The 21,825-nt window shown below is 67.4% G+C and carries 14 protein-coding genes; 7 read left to right on the top strand and 7 right to left on the bottom strand.

Annotated features, from left to right (window positions below; translation table 11 throughout):
* Window positions 1-59 precede the first annotated feature (59 nt).
* From AC5RWD_RS06935 to AC5RWD_RS06910, 6 genes are all read right to left on the bottom strand, one after another.
* Window positions 60-1,031: an AAA family ATPase gene (locus AC5RWD_RS06935; RefSeq protein WP_494019313.1), complete on the bottom strand. Its 972-nt coding sequence runs from the start codon at window positions 1,029-1,031 to the stop codon at window positions 60-62.
* Between the two features lie 81 nt (window positions 1,032-1,112).
* The gene (locus AC5RWD_RS06930; RefSeq protein ID WP_494019312.1) at window positions 1,113-7,217 is read right to left on the bottom strand and encodes an Ig-like domain-containing protein; all 6,105 of its coding nucleotides are present in this window, start codon (window positions 7,215-7,217) and stop codon (window positions 1,113-1,115) included.
* A 292-nt stretch (window positions 7,218-7,509) separates the two neighbouring features.
* On the bottom strand, window positions 7,510-8,700 hold the full coding sequence (locus AC5RWD_RS06925) for an adenylate/guanylate cyclase domain-containing protein (RefSeq protein ID WP_494019311.1): 1,191 nt from the start codon (window positions 8,698-8,700) through the stop codon (window positions 7,510-7,512).
* On the bottom strand, window positions 8,690-9,289 hold the full coding sequence (locus tag AC5RWD_RS06920; protein WP_494019310.1) for a PH domain-containing protein: 600 nt from the start codon (window positions 9,287-9,289) through the stop codon (window positions 8,690-8,692). The genes AC5RWD_RS06925 and AC5RWD_RS06920 overlap by 11 nt, the downstream gene beginning before the upstream one ends.
* A complete protein-coding gene (locus tag AC5RWD_RS06915) occupies window positions 9,282-10,295 on the bottom strand; it encodes a biotin--[acetyl-CoA-carboxylase] ligase (RefSeq protein WP_494019309.1) in 1,014 nt (337 codons plus the stop codon). Before AC5RWD_RS06915 ends, AC5RWD_RS06920 begins: the two co-directional genes overlap by 8 nt.
* A gap of 133 nt (window positions 10,296-10,428) precedes the next feature.
* The gene (locus tag AC5RWD_RS06910) at window positions 10,429-11,331 is read right to left on the bottom strand and encodes an SDR family oxidoreductase (protein ID WP_494019308.1); all 903 of its coding nucleotides are present in this window, start codon (window positions 11,329-11,331) and stop codon (window positions 10,429-10,431) included.
* Between the two features lie 231 nt (window positions 11,332-11,562).
* Here AC5RWD_RS06910 and AC5RWD_RS06905 point away from each other — a divergent pair, with 231 nt between their 5' ends.
* The 5 genes from AC5RWD_RS06905 to AC5RWD_RS06885 all read left to right on the top strand — a co-directional run bounded on the left by AC5RWD_RS06905 (window position 11,563) and on the right by AC5RWD_RS06885 (window position 17,601).
* Window positions 11,563-13,146, top strand: a complete 1,584-nt coding sequence (locus AC5RWD_RS06905) for an acyl-CoA carboxylase subunit beta (protein WP_494019307.1) — start codon at window positions 11,563-11,565, stop codon at window positions 13,144-13,146.
* The gene (locus tag AC5RWD_RS06900; protein WP_494019306.1) at window positions 13,143-13,370 is read left to right on the top strand and encodes an acyl-CoA carboxylase subunit epsilon; all 228 of its coding nucleotides are present in this window, start codon (window positions 13,143-13,145) and stop codon (window positions 13,368-13,370) included. The genes AC5RWD_RS06905 and AC5RWD_RS06900 overlap by 4 nt, the downstream gene beginning before the upstream one ends.
* 50 nt (window positions 13,371-13,420) lie before the next feature.
* A complete protein-coding gene (locus AC5RWD_RS06895; RefSeq protein WP_494019305.1) occupies window positions 13,421-15,121 on the top strand; it encodes a DUF885 domain-containing protein in 1,701 nt (566 codons plus the stop codon).
* Window positions 15,122-15,356: 235 nt separating this feature from the next.
* On the top strand, window positions 15,357-16,760 hold the full coding sequence (locus AC5RWD_RS06890) for a dicarboxylate/amino acid:cation symporter (protein WP_494019304.1): 1,404 nt from the start codon (window positions 15,357-15,359) through the stop codon (window positions 16,758-16,760).
* Window positions 16,761-16,896: 136 nt separating this feature from the next.
* Entirely contained in the window at window positions 16,897-17,601 is a 705-nt protein-coding gene (locus AC5RWD_RS06885; RefSeq protein ID WP_494019303.1) for an alpha/beta fold hydrolase, read from the top strand.
* Window positions 17,602-17,671: 70 nt separating this feature from the next.
* Here AC5RWD_RS06885 and AC5RWD_RS06880 read toward each other — a convergent pair whose 3' ends face one another.
* Window positions 17,672-18,235 (bottom strand): hypothetical protein, encoded by a 564-nt coding sequence (locus tag AC5RWD_RS06880; RefSeq protein ID WP_494019302.1) that lies wholly within the window; start codon window positions 18,233-18,235, stop codon window positions 17,672-17,674.
* A 190-nt stretch (window positions 18,236-18,425) separates the two neighbouring features.
* On the opposite strand from AC5RWD_RS06880, the gene AC5RWD_RS06875 reads away from it, so the two are divergent.
* The gene (locus AC5RWD_RS06875) at window positions 18,426-19,217 is read left to right on the top strand and encodes a TetR/AcrR family transcriptional regulator (RefSeq protein ID WP_494019301.1); all 792 of its coding nucleotides are present in this window, start codon (window positions 18,426-18,428) and stop codon (window positions 19,215-19,217) included.
* Between the two features lies 1 nt (window position 19,218).
* Window positions 19,219-21,774, top strand: coding sequence for an MMPL family transporter (locus AC5RWD_RS06870; protein WP_494019300.1), 2,556 nt, complete (start codon window positions 19,219-19,221; stop codon window positions 21,772-21,774).
* The last annotated feature ends 51 nt before the right edge of the window (window positions 21,775-21,825 follow it).

The following is a 21,825-nucleotide window of genomic DNA, read 5'->3' as shown; positions in this document are numbered from 1 at the left end:
CGGGAAGCCGCATTTTGGGCAACAGCATTTTGGATAGCCCCACCCTAAACCGCTGCACGCTAGACGGCGGCGCGCTGCTGCGGCGCTGCGACATCGGCCAGGACGCGTCCCAGAACGGCTTCGGCCGTTGCCCCGGAGAATTCGGCCTCGGGGTCCATCACGAAACGGTGGGTCCAGACGACGGCGGCAAGGTCCTTGATGTCGTCCGGCAGGACGAAGTTGCGTCCCTGGCTCGCTGCCCAGACCTTGGCCGCCCGGACCATGGCGAGGGCGCCGCGCACCGAGACGCCCAGGCGGGTCTCGGGGGCGTTGCGGGTTTCCTCGCAGAGCCGGGAGATGTACTCAAGCACCGCGGTGTCAACGTGGGTGGTGGCGGCGAGGTCCGCCATGTCGGCCACGGCCTGCGTGGTGATGACCGGCTGCAGGTCCCGGGACCGGTCTTTGAGGTTGGTTCCGCCCAGGAGCTGGACGGTGGAGGCGTGGTCCGGGTACCCGATGGAGGTCTTGATCAGGAAGCGGTCCAGCTGGGCCTCGGGCAGCCGGTAGGTGCCGGCCTGCTCGATCGGGTTCTGGGTGGCCAGCACCATGAACGGGCGGCCGGCTTCGTAGGTGGTGCCGTCCACGGTGACGCGGGACTCCTCCATGACTTCCAGCAGCGCCGACTGTGTCTTGGGCGAGGCCCGGTTGATTTCGTCGGCAAGGACGATGTTGCTGAAGATCGGGCCCTTGTGGAATTCGAACTTCTGGGTCTTCTGGTCGTAGATGGTGACGCCAGTGACGTCCGAGGGCAGCAGGTCCGGCGTGAACTGGATGCGGTTGTTGGAGCCCTGGACGGTGGCCGCCAGGGCCCGGGCCAGCGAGGTCTTTCCGGTGCCGGGGGCGTCTTCGAAGAGGACGTGGCCTTCGGCGAGCATCGCGGTGAAGGTCAGGCGGATGACGTGGGCCTTGCCCAGGACGGCCTGGCCCACATTGGCGACGAGCTTCTCGAACGTCCCTGCAAACCAGGCGGCCTGCTCGCTAGTCATTGTCATGGTTGTTCCTATTCTGTGTCATTCCAGGCATATTCGTTCCCAGCAGGCGGTGGCACTCAACAGGGCTGTGACGTGGCACGGTCAGCACTGCCCCACTCCCGGGCCGCGGACGTCCACGGTGATGCCCTTGACGTACCAGCCGGAGTGTGGCCCGCCGTTCATCAGGTACCAGCGGCTTCCGTTGTTGTAGATGTCCGACCAGCAGGGAGTGGGGATCCAGCCGTCCGAATAGGACACCCAGTTGGCGTCGCTGCCACCGCAGCTGCGCGTCGCGGCGTTGTACCGGTCAGGGACACCGGGCTTGCCGGGGCAGCTGTTGTTGTCGGACTGCTTGACCCTAACCTCGGTGAGCGGGGGCGTCGGATCTGCGCCGGATGTGGCGGTGGCGGAGTCGGAACTGCCGCAGTCCTTGATTGCGTCGGTTCCGTTGCATGCGCGGACCGCCAGCGTGTGGCGCTGGCCCCAGCCTCCGCCGGCATGGTTGTACTGCCGGGCCAGGCCCACGGACTTGAACCCGGTGCCGTCAAAATTCACTTCATAGCGGTTGATGGGCCTGCCGTTGTCGTTCGGCGCGCTCCACGTCCAGTGCACCTGGCTGTCCCCGACGCCGGATGTGCCGCCGGTAACCACCGGCGCGGCAGGCGGACCGTACGGAACGGCCGAGCCGATGGCTTTGCCGTCACCGGAGACGTTGTTCTTGGTGGAGGAGGCAATGATGTTCACCGTGACGTTCTTGCCGTTGGGCTGCCCGTATATGGTGCCGCCGCCGGCGCTGATCGGCCCTGACCCGTAGGCGGTGGACCACCGGTACGCGATCTCCGACGCCTGTGAACCGTTCCGCTGGGCCTCCGTTAACGGTGTGAACGTGACCTTGAGCTGGCCGGAGTTGCCGGGCGCCGATACTGATCCGCCGCTCACTGTCCCCGGCTTGCCGGCGGCCCGGACCGGTGCCGACTGTGCACTCGTTCCGGACGTTCCTGCCTTGTTCGTGGCGGAAACGGTGAACGCATAGTCCGCCTCGGAGTTGTCCACGGTGACGTTCAGCGACGTTCCGGAGGCCACCTTCTGGCTCTTGACCACGGACCCGCCCCGCAGCGTGGTCAGCGTGTAGGCGGAGACGGCGTCGCCGTTGTTGTCCGGCGCCGTCCAGCTGACGTTCAACTGGGATTGGGGGCCCACGGAACCGGCGCCGGCCGCGGTGGGGGCTGCGGGCGTCACCGGAACCCCGGCCGGCACCTCGGCGGCGGAGTAGGTACTCCATTCCGACGGGTCCTTGGCATCGTTCCGGGCGAGCACGCGCACCTTGTAGGCCACGCCGTTGGTGAGTCCCTTCCAGACGTAGCTGGTGGATGTCAGGTTCTGGATCTGCGGGTTCTGGCCGCTGGGTGCCGGCGAAATCTCCAGATCGTAGGATTTGACCGGCGAACCCTTGCTGGCCGGCGCCTTCCAGGAAGCGGAGAGCTGCTTGTCGCCGAACTTCAGCGACGGAGCCAAGGGCATCTCGGGCTTGACGTCGGGCCGGACCTCAGCCGAAGCCGGTGAACGGTCGGACTCGCCGAATTCGTTGGTCGCTGTCACCTGGAAGTGGTACTTCGTGTTGTTCACGAGGTTGTTCAGGGTGCACGAGTTGGCCGGGCAGTCCTGCGTGTAGCCGCCTTCGCCGTACACCGTGTACTTCGTGATCGGCGCGCCCCGGTCAGCCGGCGCCGTCCAGTTCAGCAGGGCCGTCTGGTCGCCGACGCTCTGTGCCTGGGGCGTGGCGGGGGGGAGCGGCTTGTCCTTGACCGTGAGCCGGATGCGGGCGGTGGCGTAACGGGAGGAGTCCTCGGTCCTGTCCCCCACGGTGTAGGACGCAATCAGGGTGCCGGAGAACCCGGCCGACGGCGTGACCGTCACCGAGTCGCCGCTGATGGCGGCAGTGCCCTGGCCCGTTTCCGTGGCCACGCCGATGATTTTCAGCGGCGTATCCGGGAACGGGTTGGCATCGTTGGCCAGCACCTTGACTGTCACCGGCTTGCCCGCCGCGGCGTTTTCCTCCACGTCGTCGTTGGCGACCGGCTTGGCCCGGTTGGTGGCCGTGACGGCGAGCCGGAACGTGGCGGTGGATTCCAGGCCGCGGGGGTCCTTCGCCTTCACCTGCACGGCGCCGCCGTCACCTGTCCTCGCGCCGTCCTTCGCCGAGACCTTGAGGGACGCGCCGTCGATGGCCACGTTGAAGCCCTGGGGAACCGCGCCGGCGACCTCGTACTTCATGTTTGCGGCGTCGTCGCCATCCGGGTCGGTGGTCAGTTTGGCCAGGTCGGCGGCGGCGGAGTCACCCAGCGGAACATCCACCGAGCCGCCGAGCAGTACCGGCGGGTTGTTGCGGTTGGGATCCGGCAGCACCCTGGTACGGATGCTCAGCGTGGATTTGAGTCCTGCGGGGTCATCCGGTCCTGAGCCGTCCGTCACCTCGAACGTGATGGAGCCCGGGCCAACGTAGTCCTTGTCCGCCGTGTACCTGACGGCGGTGGCGTTGCCGGCCACCGGGTTGCTGCCGTCCGCGCCGATCAGCTTGATACGGTCGGTCTGGGTCAGCCGGGGCGAACGGCCGTCCCGCACCTTGACCCATTCGGCGAGGTCTGCGGTCACGGACTGGCCCGCAACCACTTCAAGGACCTCGTCCTTGGCCAGGGTGGGAACCTGCTGGCCCAGGCCCGGCACCCAGATGATCGCCGTCGACTTCTGGCCGTCGACGTCCTCAACCGTGTAGGGCACCAGCTGTGGCTGCTCGGTCAGCTCCACGAACATGTTGCCTTCCGGCCCCGGGCGCGCGGTCTCGGTGGCGCTGCTGATCCTGAGGTTCTCGCCCACGCCGTCGGGGTCTTCGTCATTCTTGAGGACGGGCACGTCGACCGCGGTTTTACCGAGCGTCTGCGCGGAGGTCACCCGGTCATCCCGGGCGATCGGTGCCTGCAGCGGGACGTTGCTGTCCACCACCATCCGGATGGCTGCCTGGGCGGTGGCTCCACGTTCATCGGCCACGGTGTAGCGGACATTGACGGTGCCTTCGGCGGCCGGTGCCTGCAGCAGGATGCGGCCGCTTTGCTTGCTGACTGTGGCCTTCAGAGCGGCATCGGCCTCAATGCCGTCGGTGAGGATCCGAATCAGGTCCCCGTCCGGATCAGTGTCATTGCCGGCAGCATCGACGACGATCTGCCGCCCGGGCCGGACCTTGACCTGGTCGTCCACGGGAGCGGGCTTCTGGTTGGTGTCGCCGCGTGGTGCGATGCCCACGGTGACGGTGCCGGTGTTGACGGCGCCCTGCCGGTCCACCACCTTGTAGCGGAACGTATCGGTTGCGGCACCGTTTCCGGCCGCGACGAAGTCGATGAAGTTGCTGCCCGCCGTCGCGGTGCCCATGCCGGGCGTGCTGTCGATGCCGGTCAGCTGGACGGAGTCGCCGTCGGGGTCAATGCCGTCCAGCGGCACCGGAATGCGCACCGTGCCGGCCGCCACCACCCGCGCTGTCAGGTTTTTGGGCTGCGGGCGGGAGTTCTCGGCGCCCTCCAGCGGCAGGATGTGGATGGTGACGGCGGCGGCGCTCTTCTGGCCCTGCGGGTCCACCGCATTGTAGATGGCGCGCACGGTTTTTGGCTGGCTCCCCGCGATGAACCGGAGGGTGTTCTCCGAGACGAAGCCCTTGCCGTCCTCCGCCGGAACGGCCTGCGGCAGGACCGGGTCAAGGGTCAGCTTTTCACCCTGCGGGTGGGTGTCATTGTCCAGGACCGGGATGGTCACGACGTCGTTGACGCGGACGTTGACCTCGTCGGGCTTGGGCTGCGGCGCCTCCACCACAGCCGGGGCAGGAACGGGCACCACCGAGACGCTTCCGGTGGCGGAGGATTTGCCGTTGGACATGGTGTAGCGGAACAGGAAGGGGTCCTTGGTGCCCGCGATGTCGGTGATCCGCAGGACGCTGTGGTCAATGACGCTCACCGACGCCGTGGCGTTCTCCGGCACCGCGACGGACTGCAGGACCAGGACGCCGCCGGAGGGGTCCGAGTCGTTGGCCAGCGGGTCCAGCAGCACGCTGCCGCCCACCGGCAGGAGCGCCACGTCATGGACGGCGACGGGATTTCCGGCGTCCTTGCCGGATTCCACATCCACCCGGATGAGGCCCTGGCTGCTTTGCGGTCCGTTGCTGGCCAGGTACGTCAGGTAGACAGGTCCCGGGGTCCGGCTGCGGAAGGTGAAGGTGCCGCCGTCGGTGACCGGGCCCAGTTCTGCAGCTCCGCTGGCTTCCACCTGGGCGAGGCGCAAGGCGCCGCCGTTGGGATCGACGTCGTTCTTCAGCGGCGTGATGACCAGGTCCTGGCCCACCACTGCCGTGACGTGGTCGGCGTTGACCACGGGAGCGAGCGCTCCCGGCGGCTGGACGTTGACCACAACCTTTCCCGTGGTGGTGGCGCGGCCGTCCCAGACGGTCACGGTGACGCTTTTCTTGCCCGCCGAGGCGCCGGAGTCCTGGAAGGTGAGCAGGCCGTCGCGGCGGACCTTGACCTGGTCCTGTTCGTTGTCGGCGGTGGCTGACATCAGGACGAGGTCGTCGCCGTCGGTGTCGGCCCAGTCCGTAAGGATGTTCTGGCTGACGGTCTTGCCCTGCTCCACCAGGAGGGTGGTGGGATCGCCGCGCTTGAAGGCCGGGGGCCGGTTCTCGTCCGGCCCGACGACGCTCAGGCTAACCCTGCCGCCGGCGGACAGTCCGCGCCCGTCCGCCGCGGTGTAGTCGAAGGTCTCGGTCCCCGGCGCGGCGTCGGCCGGCACCGTGATCTGGAAGGCGGACCCGCCGTAGATGCCTTCAATGCTTCCGGCCTGCGGGCCTTCCGCACCGAGTGAGGCGGTCAGCACGTCGCCGTCGGGGTCGGAGTCGTTGTCGAGGACGCTCAGGACGGTGGTCCGCCCGGGCCGGACGCCGACGGCGTCGGGTTTCGTCTCGGGGGGACGGTTGGGTTTGGTGCGGTCCGGCAGCACGTTGATGGTGTTGTCGTCGGCCGACTCCTCGTCGGGGTCGTCAGCCTGGTTCTTGGGCGGGACAACGTCGTCCCAGTTGTTGACCAGCTGCATGTTCTGGTTGACTAGCCACACGTTTCCCGAGTTCACGTCGTTCAACACCACGACGTCCCGGTTGACGCGGAACACGTAGCTGGGCGACGAGCTGGCTTTGGGTACGGCCACGTTTTTGTTGTCCGAGTCCTTGACGCAGTCCCGGACGTACTTGTTGGCCCCGGACCACGCCGCGTGGATGCAGCCGTCCAGCTGTACCGGCGCTGCCGGCACCCCCTGGCCGCCGAAGGTCACGGTCTTCGCGGCGGAGCCGTTCAGGGGCTGTTTGAGGAGTGCTTTGGTGGTGGCCACGGCCACGGAGTCCGACGCCGGGCCTGACTGCTGGAGCTTCGCCTCCCGCGCGTCGGCCAGCGGCACTTCGCGCCCGCCGGGCAGGAACAGTTTTCCCGCGGCCGCGTCCAGGACCACAGGCTGGTCCCCCACGACGGCGAGCTGGAGGTCCCCGGCGCCTTTCAGCCCGTCCCACGTACTGTGTTCGGTGCCGGTGGCTGCCCCCGCGGCGTCCACCGTGGTCATTGTCACCTGTCCCGTCTTCGGATCAGCCGAGTAGATCCGGTCATCCGGGCCGACGGCGGAGACGAGGCCCGGGGATCCCGCCACGGCGGGCTCGCTGGACTCCTCGTCGAAGGCGTTAACGGTGGACGCGGACATGGCCCACATCCTGCCGGAGGAAGGGTCGGTGACCGAGATGACGTCGGCGCCGAAGCTCACCTGCGCGGTGCCGGGCAGCTTCTTGTCGCCGCCCAGCCTCAGGTTGGCCGCGGACACCTGGTTCAGGGTGGAGCCGGATTCGTCGTCGACGAAAACCTTGCCGGCATTCTGCAGGACATCGAACGTGGTGCTGGCCGGGGTCACGGCACCGTCAAGGACCCGCGAGGGGTAGTTGAGCCGACCGACGGCGTTCCGGGCCTTGCTGACTACCCAGACGCCGCCGTCGTTAAGGTCAACCTCGGCAGTCTTGAACCCCGGGTAGATGACAGCACCGGCCACCAGCGCCGCAGCTGCAGCGGAAAAGACGGTTCCGGTGACGATCTTGTTGCGGCGTTTCCCCAGCCCCAGCTTGCCGAACAAAGTTGACACAGCGTTATTATTCCCCTGAAATCACAGCCGCCTGAGCGCGGCTTACTGGCCCCTGATGTTCATCACGGGCCGGTGACATTCCGCCACTCCCCCATAGAGACGCCGGAACAATTCTGAGTTTCGACTATGACATGGGCGCTGCCGGCTTGTCCAAGAGCGGCCCTGGGGCCGCCGGTTACCCCGCCAGCCTACCCGCGCAGTCCGGTCCGGGCGATGGGGAGGACTGCCCACCCTGGTCCCATTCGCCCGCACCAGCATTTGCACCGGGCCGGGGGTCCGGGCGCCAGGAACCCTAGTCCAGGACCAGGCCCCGTCCCCGTCCGCGTGCCAGGGTCACCGGCTGGATCTCCCCGAATCCACGGACGTTCTCCACGTCCTGGGGAATGAGCACGAACCGCTCGTCCTGGTCCAGCGCGGCCGCGGTCATCGAATCGACCAGCACCGTCCCCGGATCGGCCAGCGTGGTGAGGCGGGCGGCAAGGTTGACGGTGGGCCCGTAAATGTCGCCGAGGCGGGAGAGGATCCGTCCCCAGACCATGGCAACCCGCGCCTCGGGCAGGATCTCGTCCTGGGTGAAGGCCTCGGCGAGGGCAAGCGAGATTTCGGCGCCCGCCGCCGGTGTCTCGGCGATGTAGAGGACTTCGTCGCCCACGGTTTTCACCAGCCGGCCGCCGCCCACCGAGATAATCTCCGCGCACTTGTTCTCGAACCGCTGCACCAGTTTGGCGAGCGTCTTCTCGTTCATCCGGCGGGAAAGGCTCGTGTAGGACACCAGGTCCGCGAAGCCGACGGCGCGCGCCAGGGGAAGCGGTGCGTCGTCCTCGTCACCCTCGCGGCCTTCCTCGCTGGCCTGCAGCCCGGCTTCCGCCCGGACGGCCAGCCGCTGGACTCCGGCGTTGAGCTGGCGCCGCCAGGAGTAAACGAGCATCTCCTCGAGGGGGTCCACCAGCGCGGGAAGTTCATGGACCAGGCGCTTGCGGGCCTGGGCGTCCGTGAGCCCCTGTTCGTGGACCATGTCCTCAACCAGCGCCTCGATCTGCCACACCACCATGCGGTCCGTCATCTGCCCGATGGCACGGGTCACCGAGATGGCGGCCTCCTCGGTAAGCATCCCGGCCCGCACCATGCCCACAGCCGTGGACAGGGCGGCCTGGTCGCGTTCGGTGAAGGCGACGTCGTCATCACCGAAGTTGGGGAAGCCCAGTGCACGCCACAGCTTGCGCGCCGAGAGCAGCGACAGGCCAACACCGCCCGCCACCTCGCGCCGGCGCAGCTTGCGTTCCCCACCCAGAAGCCTTGCCTCAAGGGATTTTGCCGCGATTCGTTCCGCGGACAGGGTACCGGTGGGCGGATTTTCGACGACGGCGTCCGTCACCTCCCGGTGACCGGTGCCCTGCGCGCCGGCCCCGTCTGTGCCGGCCTCCTGCGTGCCTGCCTCTTGCGTGCCTGCCTCCTGGCCGCCGCGCTGATCCTCATCGTTCATCTCTTCCACCTTCTCTCACATCCCGCGGAAACCGGGCGCCGGGCTCATCCGGCGCCTGACCCAATCCAAATGGTTCGTCTTCCGGAAGCTCATCAAGGGCATCCAGCAAGAACCTGTGGAAGGTGGCAACTTCCGGCACATCCTTCAGCACGGTGCCGAAATGGTGCCCGGCATCCAAGGATATATTCCCCGAACGCAACATCCGCTGGAGCATCGACTGGCTGATTGTGACATTACGCACTGAATCCAGGAAAACCTGCCAGTCCCGGCGCCGGAGCACGCCGGAGCGCGCCAGGACCCGCTGGCTGGTCAGGAAATACCGTGTGCTCTGCCACCGGAGCAGCCGTGGCAGGCAGTACCCCAGCAGGATCCACAGGCCGGCAAGCACGCACCCGGCGACCGCCCAAAAAGTCCATTCGCCGGTGATGACAGGGGCCAGCACGGACAGGCCGCCGCGGATGATCCACGCGCTCGCAAATGCAGCAACGGCGGGCACCACAATGAAAACCACCGCCGGGAGGAACAGCACCCTGGGCTGCGGGCGGGTCACCACGATGACCTGCTCGCCCGGGAGGAGTTCTCTACGCATAACCGCTTTCGCCGGACCCCTGCTTGTCAGAGCTGTGCTTCCCGGGGGTCCTGTCGGAGCCGTGTTTCGCGGAAGCCTCCGGCGACCACGGCCGCAGGTGGACCACGTCCCCCGCAGTCACCACGTGCTCATGGGCAGAGGCATCCACCACCAGCAGGGAGCCCGAGTCATCAAGCCGGGAAGCGTGGCCGATGATTTCGTGGTCGCCCGGCAGCTGGGCGCGGACCTGCTGACCCAGGGTGACCATCGCCGTTTCGACGCGCTTGTGCAGCGACGGCCCGGCGGCCAAACCGGCCGTGGCGTCGCCGTCGGCATTGCAGAAGCTGCGGTACAGCGTGCAGAAACGGGACAGGTAGCTCTTCAGCAGCGCAGTGCGGTCCACCGTTGCGCCGCCCTGCAGCTGGACGGACGTGGCTGTAGGCACCGGCAGCTCGTCCTCGGTGAGCGTGACGTTCAGCCCCGTGCCGAGGATGACGGGTGGCACCGTGCCGTCGCCCAGGGGGCCGAGCTGGGCAAGGATGCCGGCGATTTTCCCGCCGCGCACCAGCACATCGTTCGGCCACTTCAGCTCAGCGGGAAGTCCCGCTGTCTCCTCCAGGGCGTCGCGCAGCGCAACGGCGGCCAGAAGGGAAAGCCATGAATAGGTCTGGGTGGGCAGCGGGCGGCCGTCAGCATTGACGGGCCGCAGCACCAGCGAGACCAGCACCGAGCTGCGGGCAGGCGCTTCCCAGGCGCGGTCCAGGCGGCCGCGGGCGGCAGTCTGATGTTCCGCCGTCAGGACTGCCAGGTCGGGCCAGGCCTTGGGATCCACGGTCACGGCCCGCAGAAGGTCGGCGTTGGTGGACCCGGTTGACTCCACGACCGTCAGCTGCGCGATGCCGGTGCCGGCCAGGAAGTTGGCGTCGGACAGGGCGTCCCGGTCCAGCGCCGGCCGGTCGGGCAGCCCCTTCGCTCCGGTCAGGTTCTCCTGCGGTCCACGGCTATCGTCAGGGCGTGCGGCATCCATAGTTGAATCCTAGCGACTCGCCGGCCTGCGCGGCCGGGAAAGCCCCGGTCAGCAGCCTGCTCACAGGAAGATGGCAGCTAACCGGAAGATGCGGCCCGCAGGATGCTGCCGCCGGTTTACGGAAGGTGCCAACTCACAGGAAGATGTCCTGGACGAGGTCTGCCTCGGCAGCACCCAGGCTGTAGGGCCGGAAATCCGTAACTCCGGCCGCGGCCAGGACCTGCTCGTCCGTGTAGAAATTGCCGGTGTTGGTGCCGGCAGCAGTGGTGCTGCCCGCCCGGTCCGCAGCCCCCGTGAGCACGGCGTGGGCGGCGTCGGCCATGATCTCGGGACCGCGGGCCGCCCGGACTATTGCCTCACCGCCGGCCATGTTCCGGATGGCGGCCGTGTCGATCAGCGTCCGCGGCCACAGTGAGTTGACGCAGATGCCGTCGTTCCGGAGTTCCTCGGCCAGGCCCAGCGTGGTCAGGCTCATGCCGTACTTGGCCATGGTGTACGCCAGGTGGCGGCCCGCCCACTTGGGGTCGAGGTTCAGGGGCGGCGAGAGCGTGAGGATGTGGCCGCCGGAGGACCTGCGCAGGGCCGGCAGGGCCAGCTTGGAGAGCAGGAACGTGCCGCGGACGTTGATGTCCTGCATGAGGTCGTAGCGCTTCATGTCCACCGCATCCGTCGGCGAGAGGTCGATCGCCGAGGCGTTGTTGATGACGACGTCGATTCCGCCAAAGCGGCCGACGGCGGACTCCACGGCACGCGCGACGTCGTCGTCATTCCTGACGTCCCCCACCAGTGGCAGGGCACTGCCGCCGGCGGCCTCCAGTTCTTCGGCCGCGCTGTAGACGGTACCTTCGAGCTTTGGGTGCGGCTGGCCGGTTTTGGCGAGCAGCACCACGTTGGCGCCGTCTCGAGCTGCCCGCCGGGCGATCGCCAGGCCGATGCCGCGGCTGCCCCCTGACATCAGGATGGTCCGGCCCTGAAGGCTGCCGGTGGCCTGGTAAGGGGTAGCCGGAACAGCGTAAGCGTCGTTGCTTGAAGTCATAGGGACACTCTAGCGGCAATTTGTTACCCGCGAGTAACATCGGCGCTTCCGTCGGCGCTACGGACGAAAATTGTAGGAACCCTACAGCGGTCCCGGCAATTTGCGTCATTAGACTAGCCACCAGGGCTTTGGATTTGTACGGATGCTACTTAAACCGGCAGCCAAAGCCCCGCGTTACGCTGCCGCAGCAGAACAGCCACAGCACAACAGCTACAGAGCCGGAGACACTTCATGAGCCACGATCTGACCACGACGGCGGGAAAGATTGCCGATTTCCGCGACCGCCAGGCCCGTGCAGAGCAGCCCTCCGGCCCCGAAGCCATCGAGAAGCAGCATGCGCGCGGCAAGAACACGGCCCGCGAGCGCATCGACTTGCTCGTGGATGAAGGCTCCTTCGTGGAGTTCGACGCCCTTGCTGTCCACCGCTCCACCGCCTTCGGCATGGAGAAGAAGAAGCCGCTCGGTGACGGCGTCGTGTCGGGTTACGGGACCGTGGACGGCCGGCTCGTGGCCCTCTACAGCCAGGATTTCAGCGTCTACGGCGGTTCCCTGAGCCAGGTCAACGGCGAAAAGATCGTGAAGGTCCAGGAGTTCGCGCTGCGCAACGGCTGCCCCGTGGTGGGCATCAACGACGGCGGCGGGGCCCGGATCCAGGAGGGTGTTGCCTCGCTGGCCATGTTCGCGGACATCTTCCGCAACAACGTCCACGCCTCCGGCGTCGTGCCCCAGATCTCCCTCATCATGGGCCCGTGCGCCGGCGGCGCTGCATACTCCCCCGCGCTGACCGACTATGTGGTCATGGTGGACAAGACGTCGCACATGTTCATCACCGGCCCGGACGTCATCAGGACGGTCACCGGCGAGGACGTGGACATGGAGACCCTCGGCGGCGCCCGGCAGCACAACGCAACCACCGGCACCTCCACCTACCTGGCCTCCGACGAGGCCGATGCCATTGAGTTCGTCCGCGAACTGCTGGACTTCCTGCCCTCCAACAACCTCTCCGAGGCGCCGGTGCAGGAGCACCAGCAGGAGCTGGAACTCGACGACGACGATCTCGCACTCGACACGCTGGTCCCGGACTCCGCGAACCAGCCCTACGACATGCGCAAGGTCATCGAACAGATCGTCGATGACGCCCACTTCCTGGAGATGCAGTCGCTGTACGCTCCGAACGTGATCATCGGCTACGGCCGGGTCGAGGGCCACACGGTGGGGATCGTGGCCAACCAGCCGCTGCAGTTCGCCGGCACCCTGGACATCTCGGCCTCCGAAAAGGCGGCCCGCTTCGTCCGCCACTGCGACGCCTTCAACATTCCCATCATCACGCTGGTCGATGTTCCCGGCTTCCTGCCGGGCAAGGACCAGGAGTTCCAGGGCATCATCCGCCGCGGAGCCAAGCTCCTCTACGCCTACGCCGAAGCCACCGTGCCCAAGCTGACCGTGATCACCCGCAAGGCCTACGGCGGTGCCTACATTGTGATGGGCTCCAAGAAGCTCGGGGCTGACCTGAACCTTGCGTGGCCCACCGCCCAGATCGGTGTGATGGGCGCACAGGGCGCCGTCAACATCCTCTACCGGCGCGACCTCGCCGCCGTTGCCGAGGCCGGGGGCGACGTGGAGGCCAAGCGTGCCGACGTCATCCGGCAGTACGAGGAAGAGCTGCTCAACCCGTACCAGGCCGCGGAACTTGGCTATGTGGACGCCGTCATCGCGCCCTCGGACACCAGGAAGCAGATCATCAAGGGGCTGCGGGCGCTCCGCGACAAGCGCGCCAGCCTGCCCACCAAGAAGCACGGGAACATCCCGCTGTGACCGCCCCGAATCCGGCGGCCGAACCGGCCGCGACCCTGTTCTCCGTCACCAAGGGCGAACCGACGCCCGAAGAGCTGGCGGCGCTTACCGCCGTCGTGCTTTCCCTGGGTCCCGCCGCAGCGGCCGGCCCAGCCAAGCCGAGCACGCGGCACTGGGTGCGGCGCCAGCAGCTGCGGCTGGAGCCGACGCCGGGTCCGGGCGCCTGGAAGCGAAGCCGGGGCTGAAAAATTCAGTAAGTCTTTCATAACCGGAACCCCGCGGTTAGTCTCGTGGGGTGACTACTGAATCTGCCGCCCCAGCGCGCCCCCGGACCGCCATCGACGCCGTCGCCGACGCCCACACCGACACACTCGTTGCCCTGGACCCGAGCCTGGCCACCACGCTCGGCATCCCGGGGCATGACACCGAGTTCCAGGACTTTTCCCCTGCCGGACTCGCCAGGTTCGCCGCCGCTGAAAGGAAGACCCTTGAGGCCCTCGAGGGGCTGGAACCCGTTGACGACGTCGACGCCGTCACCCTCGATGCCCTGCGCGAACGCCTCGGCCTCCAGCTGGAGATCCACGACTCGGGCTGGAACCTCGCCGAGCTGAACAACATCGACTCCCCGGCGCAGAACATCCGGTCCATCTTCGACCTCATGCCCACGGACACCGAGGAGCACTGGGCGAACATCGCGGCCCGTACGCACAGCGTGCCGGCGGCCATCAGCGGTTATATCGAGTCCCTGCGGACAGCCAAGGACCGCGGCAAGGTCTCGGCCCGGCGCCAGGTGTCCATCGTGATCGAACAGACCACCAAGTACGCCGCAGAGGATGGTTTCTTCGCCAAGCTCGCGGCCGAAGCCAAATCAGCTGACGGCCCGCTGCCCGCTGAACTGCAGGAAAAGCTCGACGCCGGTGCCGCCGCCGCCCGGGCGGCGTACGCCGGGCTGGCTGCGTTCCTGCAGGAGGAGCTGCTCCCCGTCGCGCCGGAGAAGGACGCCGTGGGCCGGGAACGCTACGCCCTCGCCTCGCGGGTGTTCCTTGGCGCCGCCGTCGACCTCGAAGAAACGTACGCGTGGGGCGTTGAGGAACTCGAGCGGATCATTGCCGCCCAGGAACAGGTCGCCGGGCAAATCAAGCCGGGCGCCTCCATCGCGGAGGCCAAGGAGATCCTCAACACCGATCCCGCCCGCCGGATCAAGGGAACGGATGCCCTGACGGCGTGGATGCAGGAGCTGTCCGACCGCGCCATCTCCGACCTCGCCGGCGTCCACTTCGAGATTCCCGACGTCATGAAGACGCTGGAATGCCGGATCGCGCCCACCGACGAGGGCGGCATCTATTACACGGGCCCGACGGACGACTTCAGCCGGCCCGGCCGGATGTGGTGGTCCGTGCCCGCAGGCGAGGACTCCTTCACCACGTGGGCCGAAACCACCACGGTGTTCCATGAGGGAGTGCCCGGCCACCACCTCCAGGTGGCCACCGCCGTCTACCGGCGCGAACTGCTCAACAGCTGGCGGCGCAACGTCTGCTGGACCTCGGGACACGGCGAGGGCTGGGCCCTGTACGCCGAGAAGCTCATGGAGGAGCTCGGCTACCTCAAGGATCCGGGCGACCACATGGGCATGCTGGACATGCAGCGGATGCGGGCCGCCCGGGTGGTGTTCGACATCGGGGTGCACCTGGAGCTTGACGTCCCCGCACGCTGGGGCACCGGCACGTGGACTCCGGAGAAGGGCTTCGATTTCCTCAAGGCCAACCTGGACATCAGCGAGGGCAACCTTCAGTTCGAATTCGCGCGCTACCTCGGCTGGCCGGGCCAGGCCCCGTCCTACAAGGTGGGACAGCGGCTGTGGGAACAGATCCGCGAGGAACTCGAAGCACGGCCGGACTTCGATCTCAAGGCCTTCCACACCAAGGCACTGAACATCGGCTCCGTGGGACTCGACACCCTCAAGCGCGCCATGCTCGACTCGGCTGGCCACCGCTGATCGATCCGAGTTTTTTGTCCAGATATGGCGAGATATAGGCCTCCGAAGTCGCGATATCCGGACGAAAGCTCCAAGCCACGGGGAGATGTTTGCCACAGGCCCGGCGGGAATAACTTCATAAAAGCGCGGAGTGGCGGTGATTTTCCGGCGTTCTGGCGCTTACCGGGCATTGAGTCCGCGTAATATTTCTCAATACCGGGTGGTAGCTGTATTTTGTGCGGCCTAGCTTGTTGGGGTGAGCAATCAAACCACTTCATCCACGGCCGGGCGTCCCGGCTTCCAGCTGCCCAGGTGGGCAGGTTCCTTCGGCTTCCAGATCATTGCGGCCCTGATCGTCGGGCTGGGGCTTGGCCTGCTGGCCAAGTACACCGGCAGCACCAAGACGAACCCCAACGGGCTGGGCGCCACGCTGCAGACCATCGGCTCCAGCTACGTGTCGCTGCTGCAGACCGCCGTCGTGCCGCTGATCTTCACCGCCGTGGTGAGCTCCATCTCCAACCTGCGTGAGGTCTCCAACGCGGCGCGGCTGGCCTGGAACACGCTGCTGTGGTTTGCCATCACATCGCTGGTCTCCGTCCTGATCGGCACCGGCCTGGGCGTGCTCCTGCAGCCGGGCGCGAACACCGGAATCTCCGGCGACGCGGAGTACGACGGCAAGCAGGGCGACTGGTGGGCGTTCCTGATCGGCCTGTTCCCCAAGAACTTCCTGGGTCTTGGGGCCAGCTCCACCGTCACCGACTCCGGCGCCGTGACCACCTCCGTCAGCTTCAACGTCCTGCAGATCCTGGTGATCGCCATCGCCGTCGGCGTTGCCGCCCTCAAGGTGGGCAAGCAGGCCGAGCCGTTCCTGGCCCTCAATGCCTCTGCGCTGGCCGTCATCCAGAAGGTGCTGTGGTGGATCATCCGCATCGCACCGCTGGGCACCGTGGGCCTGATCGGCAACGCGGTAGCCGTCTACGGCTGGGACACCATCGGTTCGCTGGGCAAGTTCACGGTTGCCATCTACATCGGCCTCGCCCTGGTGCTGTTCGGCGTCTACCCGGTCCTGGTCCGCTCCCACGGCCTGTCAGTCAAGCAGTACTTCTCCGGCGCGTGGCCGGCCATCCAGCTGGCCTTCGTTTCCCGCTCCTCCATCGGCACACTGCCTCTGACCCAGCGCGTCACCGAGCGCAACCTCGGCGTTCCCCGGGGCTACGCCTCCTTCGCCGTTCCGCTGGGCGCCACCACCAAGATGGACGGCTGCGCGGCCATCTACCCGGCTGTGGCGGCCATCTTCGTAGCCCAGTTCTTCGGGATCCAGCTCGACTTCAGCCAGTACCTGCTCATCGCCCTGGTTTCCGTCCTCGGGTCCGCTGCGACGGCGGGAACCACCGGCGCCGTCGTCATGCTGACGCTGACCCTCTCCACGCTGGGACTGCCGCTGGCGGGCGTCGGACTCCTGCTGGCCATCGACCCCATCCTGGACATGGGCCGCACGGCGGTCAACGTCGCCGGCCAGGCGCTCGTGCCCACCATCGTGGCCAAGCGCCAGGGAATCCTCAACGAAACCCTCTACAACGCACCGCGCACCGGGGAGGCCTTCCGCGAGGAAGAGGCTCCTGCTGCCGCCGAGCGTGAGCTGGCCGGGTCGCAGGCCTGACCTCTTTGTGACTGCGTGTGCCCCGGGGAGTTCCCCGGGGCACACGCATTTAAGTCCACCGCCTTTAAGTCCGCCGCCTTTAAGTCCGCCGCCCAAATGGGCCCCGGGCGGCGGACCGCAAGGGTAGGGTACCGGCATGGACATCATTCTGGTTCCCGGTTTCTGGCTCGATGGCTCATCCTGGTCCGGTGTCACTCCCCCGCTTGTGGAGGCCGGACACCAGATCCATGCACTGACCCTTCCGGGCCTCGAAGGGAAGGACGCCAAGCGGACCGGCATCGGGCTCCGCGACCACATCAACGCGGTCGTGGAAGCGATTGACGGCATTGAGGGCCCGCTGGTCCTCGTGGGCCACTCCGGTGGCGGCGCCATCATCCATGGCGCCGTGGACGAGCGCCCGGACCGCGTGGTCCGGGCCGTCTACGTGGACAGCGGACCGCTCGGGGAAGGCGGGGTCATCAATGATGAACTGCCGGCAGACGGTGACGAGATCCCCCTGCCCTCCTGGGACGTGTTCGACGACGCCGACCTCACCGACCTCGACGACGGGCTGCGGGAAGCATTCCGGGCACGGGCCATCCCACAGCCAAAGGCAGTGGCATGCGACAAGCAGCACCTGCACGATGTGCGGCGCTACGACGTCCCTGCCACGGTGATTGCCTGCGAGTTCCCGTCCTCATTGCTGACGGAGTGGATGGACGCCGGGCACCCCTACGTTGAAGAGCTCGCCCGTATCCGCGATGTGGAACTCGTGGATCTTCCCACCGGGCACTGGCCCCAGTTCACCAAGCCCGCGGAACTAGGAGCGGCAATCCTCGCCGCCGTCAACCGAACAAGCTGACCGCCAGCCCCCCCGGCGTGACCGGGCCACCGGCTGACCCGATCGCGGGTTTTCGGCCCGCCGGCCAAGCCTAGTGGCCGCCGATCACGCCCTTTTCCACGGCCTTCGTCACGGCGTCTGCTTCGGCCTGGGTGAGCGTGCCGTCCTTCACCGCCTGATCGAGCCGGCCCTTCAGGGCAGCCGCACGGTCCGCCTGCGCCTGGGTGCGGAGTTCCTCGAGTGCGGCCTTGACCTTGGCTTCATCAATGCCCAGGGACTTGGCCAACGATGCTGCCAGCGCCGCTTCCTTCGCTGCCTTGTCCGGCCTGGTGCCGTCCGCGCGGCGGCCGCCCGGATGGTTGGCCTGGCGGAAGTCCCGCAGCGCGTCCTCGAGCCGGGCCTGATCAACGCCCAGCTTGGCCGCCAGCGCCGCGGCATCCCTCTTGAGCACCCCGTGACCGCGCCCGTGTCCATGCCCGTGCCGCCCGCCCTCGAAACGCAGCCCGTCCGAGAGGCCGCTGGAGGGACTGCTTGCCGTAGGCGCAGGCGTCGGAGTGGCTGTAGTCGCGGCCGCCATTCCGGAGACACCGAAGCCTGCGCCAAGTGCCAGGGCAGTCGCGCCCAGTCCGAGAGCCACTTTCTTTGAACGCTCCATGGTCCGCTCCTCGATCCGCCGGCCTTGAGCATCATTGCCGCCGTGCCGGCCACGAGAACAGGATGCACCCTGCTCCTCAAGAACGGCTCTTGTCCGGCTGTGAAGACGCTGTGAATTTCTCCGGCCAAGCAGCGATTAAGCAATTCCGCCTCACTTGCACAGAGTGCAAACTTGCACATAGTGTAACTGGGTGTCCACTTCCACTTCCCCCTCTGCAGCGTCCTCGGACGCCGTCCCGGCCGAGGCCGGCGGGCCGGTTTCCCGGCGCGAGCTGAACAAGGCCGCCACCCGGCAGTCAATCACCGACTCAACGCTGGCCCTTCTGCGGCAGCACGGGCCGGGCAACTTCACGGTCGAGGACATTGCCGAAGCCGCGGGCATTTCACGCCGGACCTTCTTCAACTACTTCAGCAGCACGGAGGCCGCCATCGCCTCGGTGACCAACGGCTTCCTGGACAGCGCCCTCGAACTGTTCCGCCGGCGTCCCGCGGACGAACCCATCCTCGAGTCCGCCCGGGCCGCCCTCGTTGGACTGGCCGATCCCATGATCGTTGCTCCGCTGGCTGAGCTGTTCGGCCTGACCCAGGGCAACCCGCTCATGGCCCGCTCCGAACTTGAGGCCTGGGACCACTGCACCGAACAGATCATTGCCGCGGCCCGCGAGCGCTCCCCCCGGACCAAAGACGGCGCCGGCCCTGACCAGGACGGCACCGAACACAGCACCGGCGCTAAACGGGACGGCATTGACCAGGACGAGCTCTACGTCCGGGCCCTCGCAGGATCGGTCATCTCATGCGGCAAGGCCGCCATGGACGTATGGTTCCGCCGCTGCGGACCCGATCTCTCCCCCGAGTCGCTGGCGATCCTCCGCCAGCTGCTCATCGATTCGATGGGGCTCCTGGGATCCGGTTTCGCCCGGACACCAACGGTGCCCAATGAATCTTCCGCCAAAACCTCCACCCGCAACGCAGAACGGTCCTGACATGGCACTTCTCCTGTACCGCCTTGGCAAGTTTTCCTACCGGCACCGGTGGCTCGTCGTCTCGCTCTGGCTGGCGGTCCTACTGGCGGCCGGCGGCGCAGCGGCAGCCTTTCACGGCACGCTGTCCAACAACTTCCAGATTCCAGGCACGGAAACCCAGCAGATGGCCGACAAGCTCCAGAAGGAGCTGCCCGCGTCATCCGGCGGCTCGGCCGGCGTGGTCTTCCAGGCAAATGGCGCCCGGTTCAGCCAGGCCGGCGAGGACGCGGTGTCTGCTGCCCTGACCAAGCTTGAGGCCCTTCCGGACGTGCGGGGAACCGTCGACCCGTTTGCCACTCAGGCCCAGCTGGACCAGGCGGCAAAAGATCTGGCCGCCGGCGAGGCCAAGGCAGCCGCGGGCAAGGCCCAACTGGATAAAGCCGCCGCCGAACTGGCAGCCGGCACGAAACAGCTGGCCGCGGCCGAGGCGCAGATGACCGCTGCCGGCCTGCCCGCGTCGGCCGTCGAGGCCCAGCTGGGCGAGCAGAAGGCCGCCCTGGCCGCAGGCCAGGAAAAGCTCGGCGCCGGCACCAGGGAGGCAGAGGCCGGCGCCGCCAGACTGGCACTGGCAAAGCGCCAGGTCGAAGCCTCGCAGGGATTGCGTTTCGTCTCGGAGGACGGCAAGGCTGCCATTGCGCAGGTCCAGTTCAAGACCTCCATCAACGGCCTGGCCCCCCAGGTGCGGCAGGAAGTCCAGGACATCGTGCAGGAGGTTTCCCCGGCGGGCGTCACCGCACTGCCGAGCAAGGAAATCAGCGAGGACGTCTCCGAGATCTTCGGCGTGAGCGAGATCATCGGCATCGCCGTTGCTGCACTGGTTCTGATCGTCATGCTCGGCACGCTCGTCGCCGCCGGGCTGCCGCTGCTGATGGCCGTGATCGGCGTGGCGGTGGGCGTCGGCGCCACCATGGCACTCAGCGGCCTCATCGACATGAGTTCCATTTCCCCGATGCTCGCCCTCATGCTGGGCCTCGCCGTCGGCATCGACTATTCGCTGTTCATCGTCAACCGCCACCGCGGGCAGCTGCTGGCAGGGATGGACGCGGAAGAGTCGGTGGCGCGCGCCACCGGCACCTCCGGAAATGCCGTGCTCTTCGCCGGCCTGACGGTCATCATCGCCCTGGCGGCGTTGGTGGTTCCGGGCCTTCCGTTCCTCGGCGTCATGGGCCTATCCGCGGCCGGAACCGTCGCGGTTGCCGTCCTGGTCGCACTGACCCTGACCCCGGCGATCCTCTCCCTCGTGGGCAGGAAGCTGATCTCCAAGGGGGCCTGGGCCAAGGCCGAGCGGCACAATGCCGATCCCAACCGAGAGGCCGAGGACCGTGCCAAGGACGAGCACCGCAGCAGCCACGGCTGGGGTGGGCTCGTGACCCGGCACCCGGTCCTGGCCATGCTGGCCGGCGTCCTCGCGCTGGGCATTGTGGCGCTGCCCGCTGCCCAGCTGCGGCTCGCACTGCCCGACGGCGGCTCCGAACCTGCCGATTCCCAGGCCTTCAAGGCCTACGACGCCACCAAACGCAGCTTCGGCGAAGGCATGACCGGACCGATCATCGTGGTGGGTGATTTCCCCGACAGCCTGAGCGAAACCGGAGCGCAGGCCAAGCAGCTGGACGTCGCAGACATCCTGCGCAAGACCGGGAACGTCACCGCCGCCATTCCGGTGGCATTGAGCGAGGACCGCGGGACAGCGGTGTTCCAGGTCATCCCGAAGGAGGGGCCGGCCAGCGCCAGCACCGTCAACGTGGTCTCCGACATCCGCGCCGAACGCGCCGAAATCGAGGACGCCACCGGAGTCAGCATCGGCCTGACCGGCCAGACGGCAGGCAACATCGACGTCTCCAGCAAACTGGGCGACGCCCTGCCCTCGTACCTGGCCATCGTGGTGGGGCTCTCGCTGATCCTGCTGCTGCTGGTGTTCCGCTCGATCGTGGTGCCGCTGCTGGCGACCGGCGGCTTCCTGCTTTCGCTCGCGGCCGCATTCGGCGCCGTGGTGGCGGTCTACCAGTGGGGCTGGCTGGGTGCGGTGTTCGGCGTCGACAACCCCGGCGCCGTGCTGAGCTTCCTGCCCATCATCCTGATTGGCGTCCTATTCGGGCTGGCCATGGACTACCAGGTGTTTATCGCCTCGGGCATGCGGGAGTCCTTCATGCACGGCGAGTCCGCCAGGCACGCCGTCCGCTCCGGCTTCAGCCACGCTTCCGCGGTGGTCACCGCCGCCGCCATCATCATGGTCAGTGTCTTCGCGGGCTTTATCTTCTCGCACCTGAACATGGTCCGGCCGCTCGGTTTTGCGATGGCCTTCGGCGTGCTGGTTGATGCCTTCGTGGTGCGCATGACGATCGTCCCGGGGGTCATGTACCTCCTTGGCGAAAAGGCGTGGTGGCTGCCGCGCTGGCTGGACCGCATCCTGCCGGATGTTGACGTCGAAGGGGTGAAACTCCGCAAGCCCGGGCACGCCACGGGTGCCGCGACCGACGCCGAGCCGGACGCGGACCCCGCGGAGGCCGCCGCGCGCTGAGCAGTGGCGCTCGCAAAGCAACGCGGGCTACAGGTGGCCCCGCGTTGCTTT

The sequence above is a fragment of the Arthrobacter sp. CMU6 genome (assembly GCF_059090205.1).
Note: the sequence above shows the minus strand (reverse complement) of the source record. Positions and strands in the feature narration are given on the sequence as shown.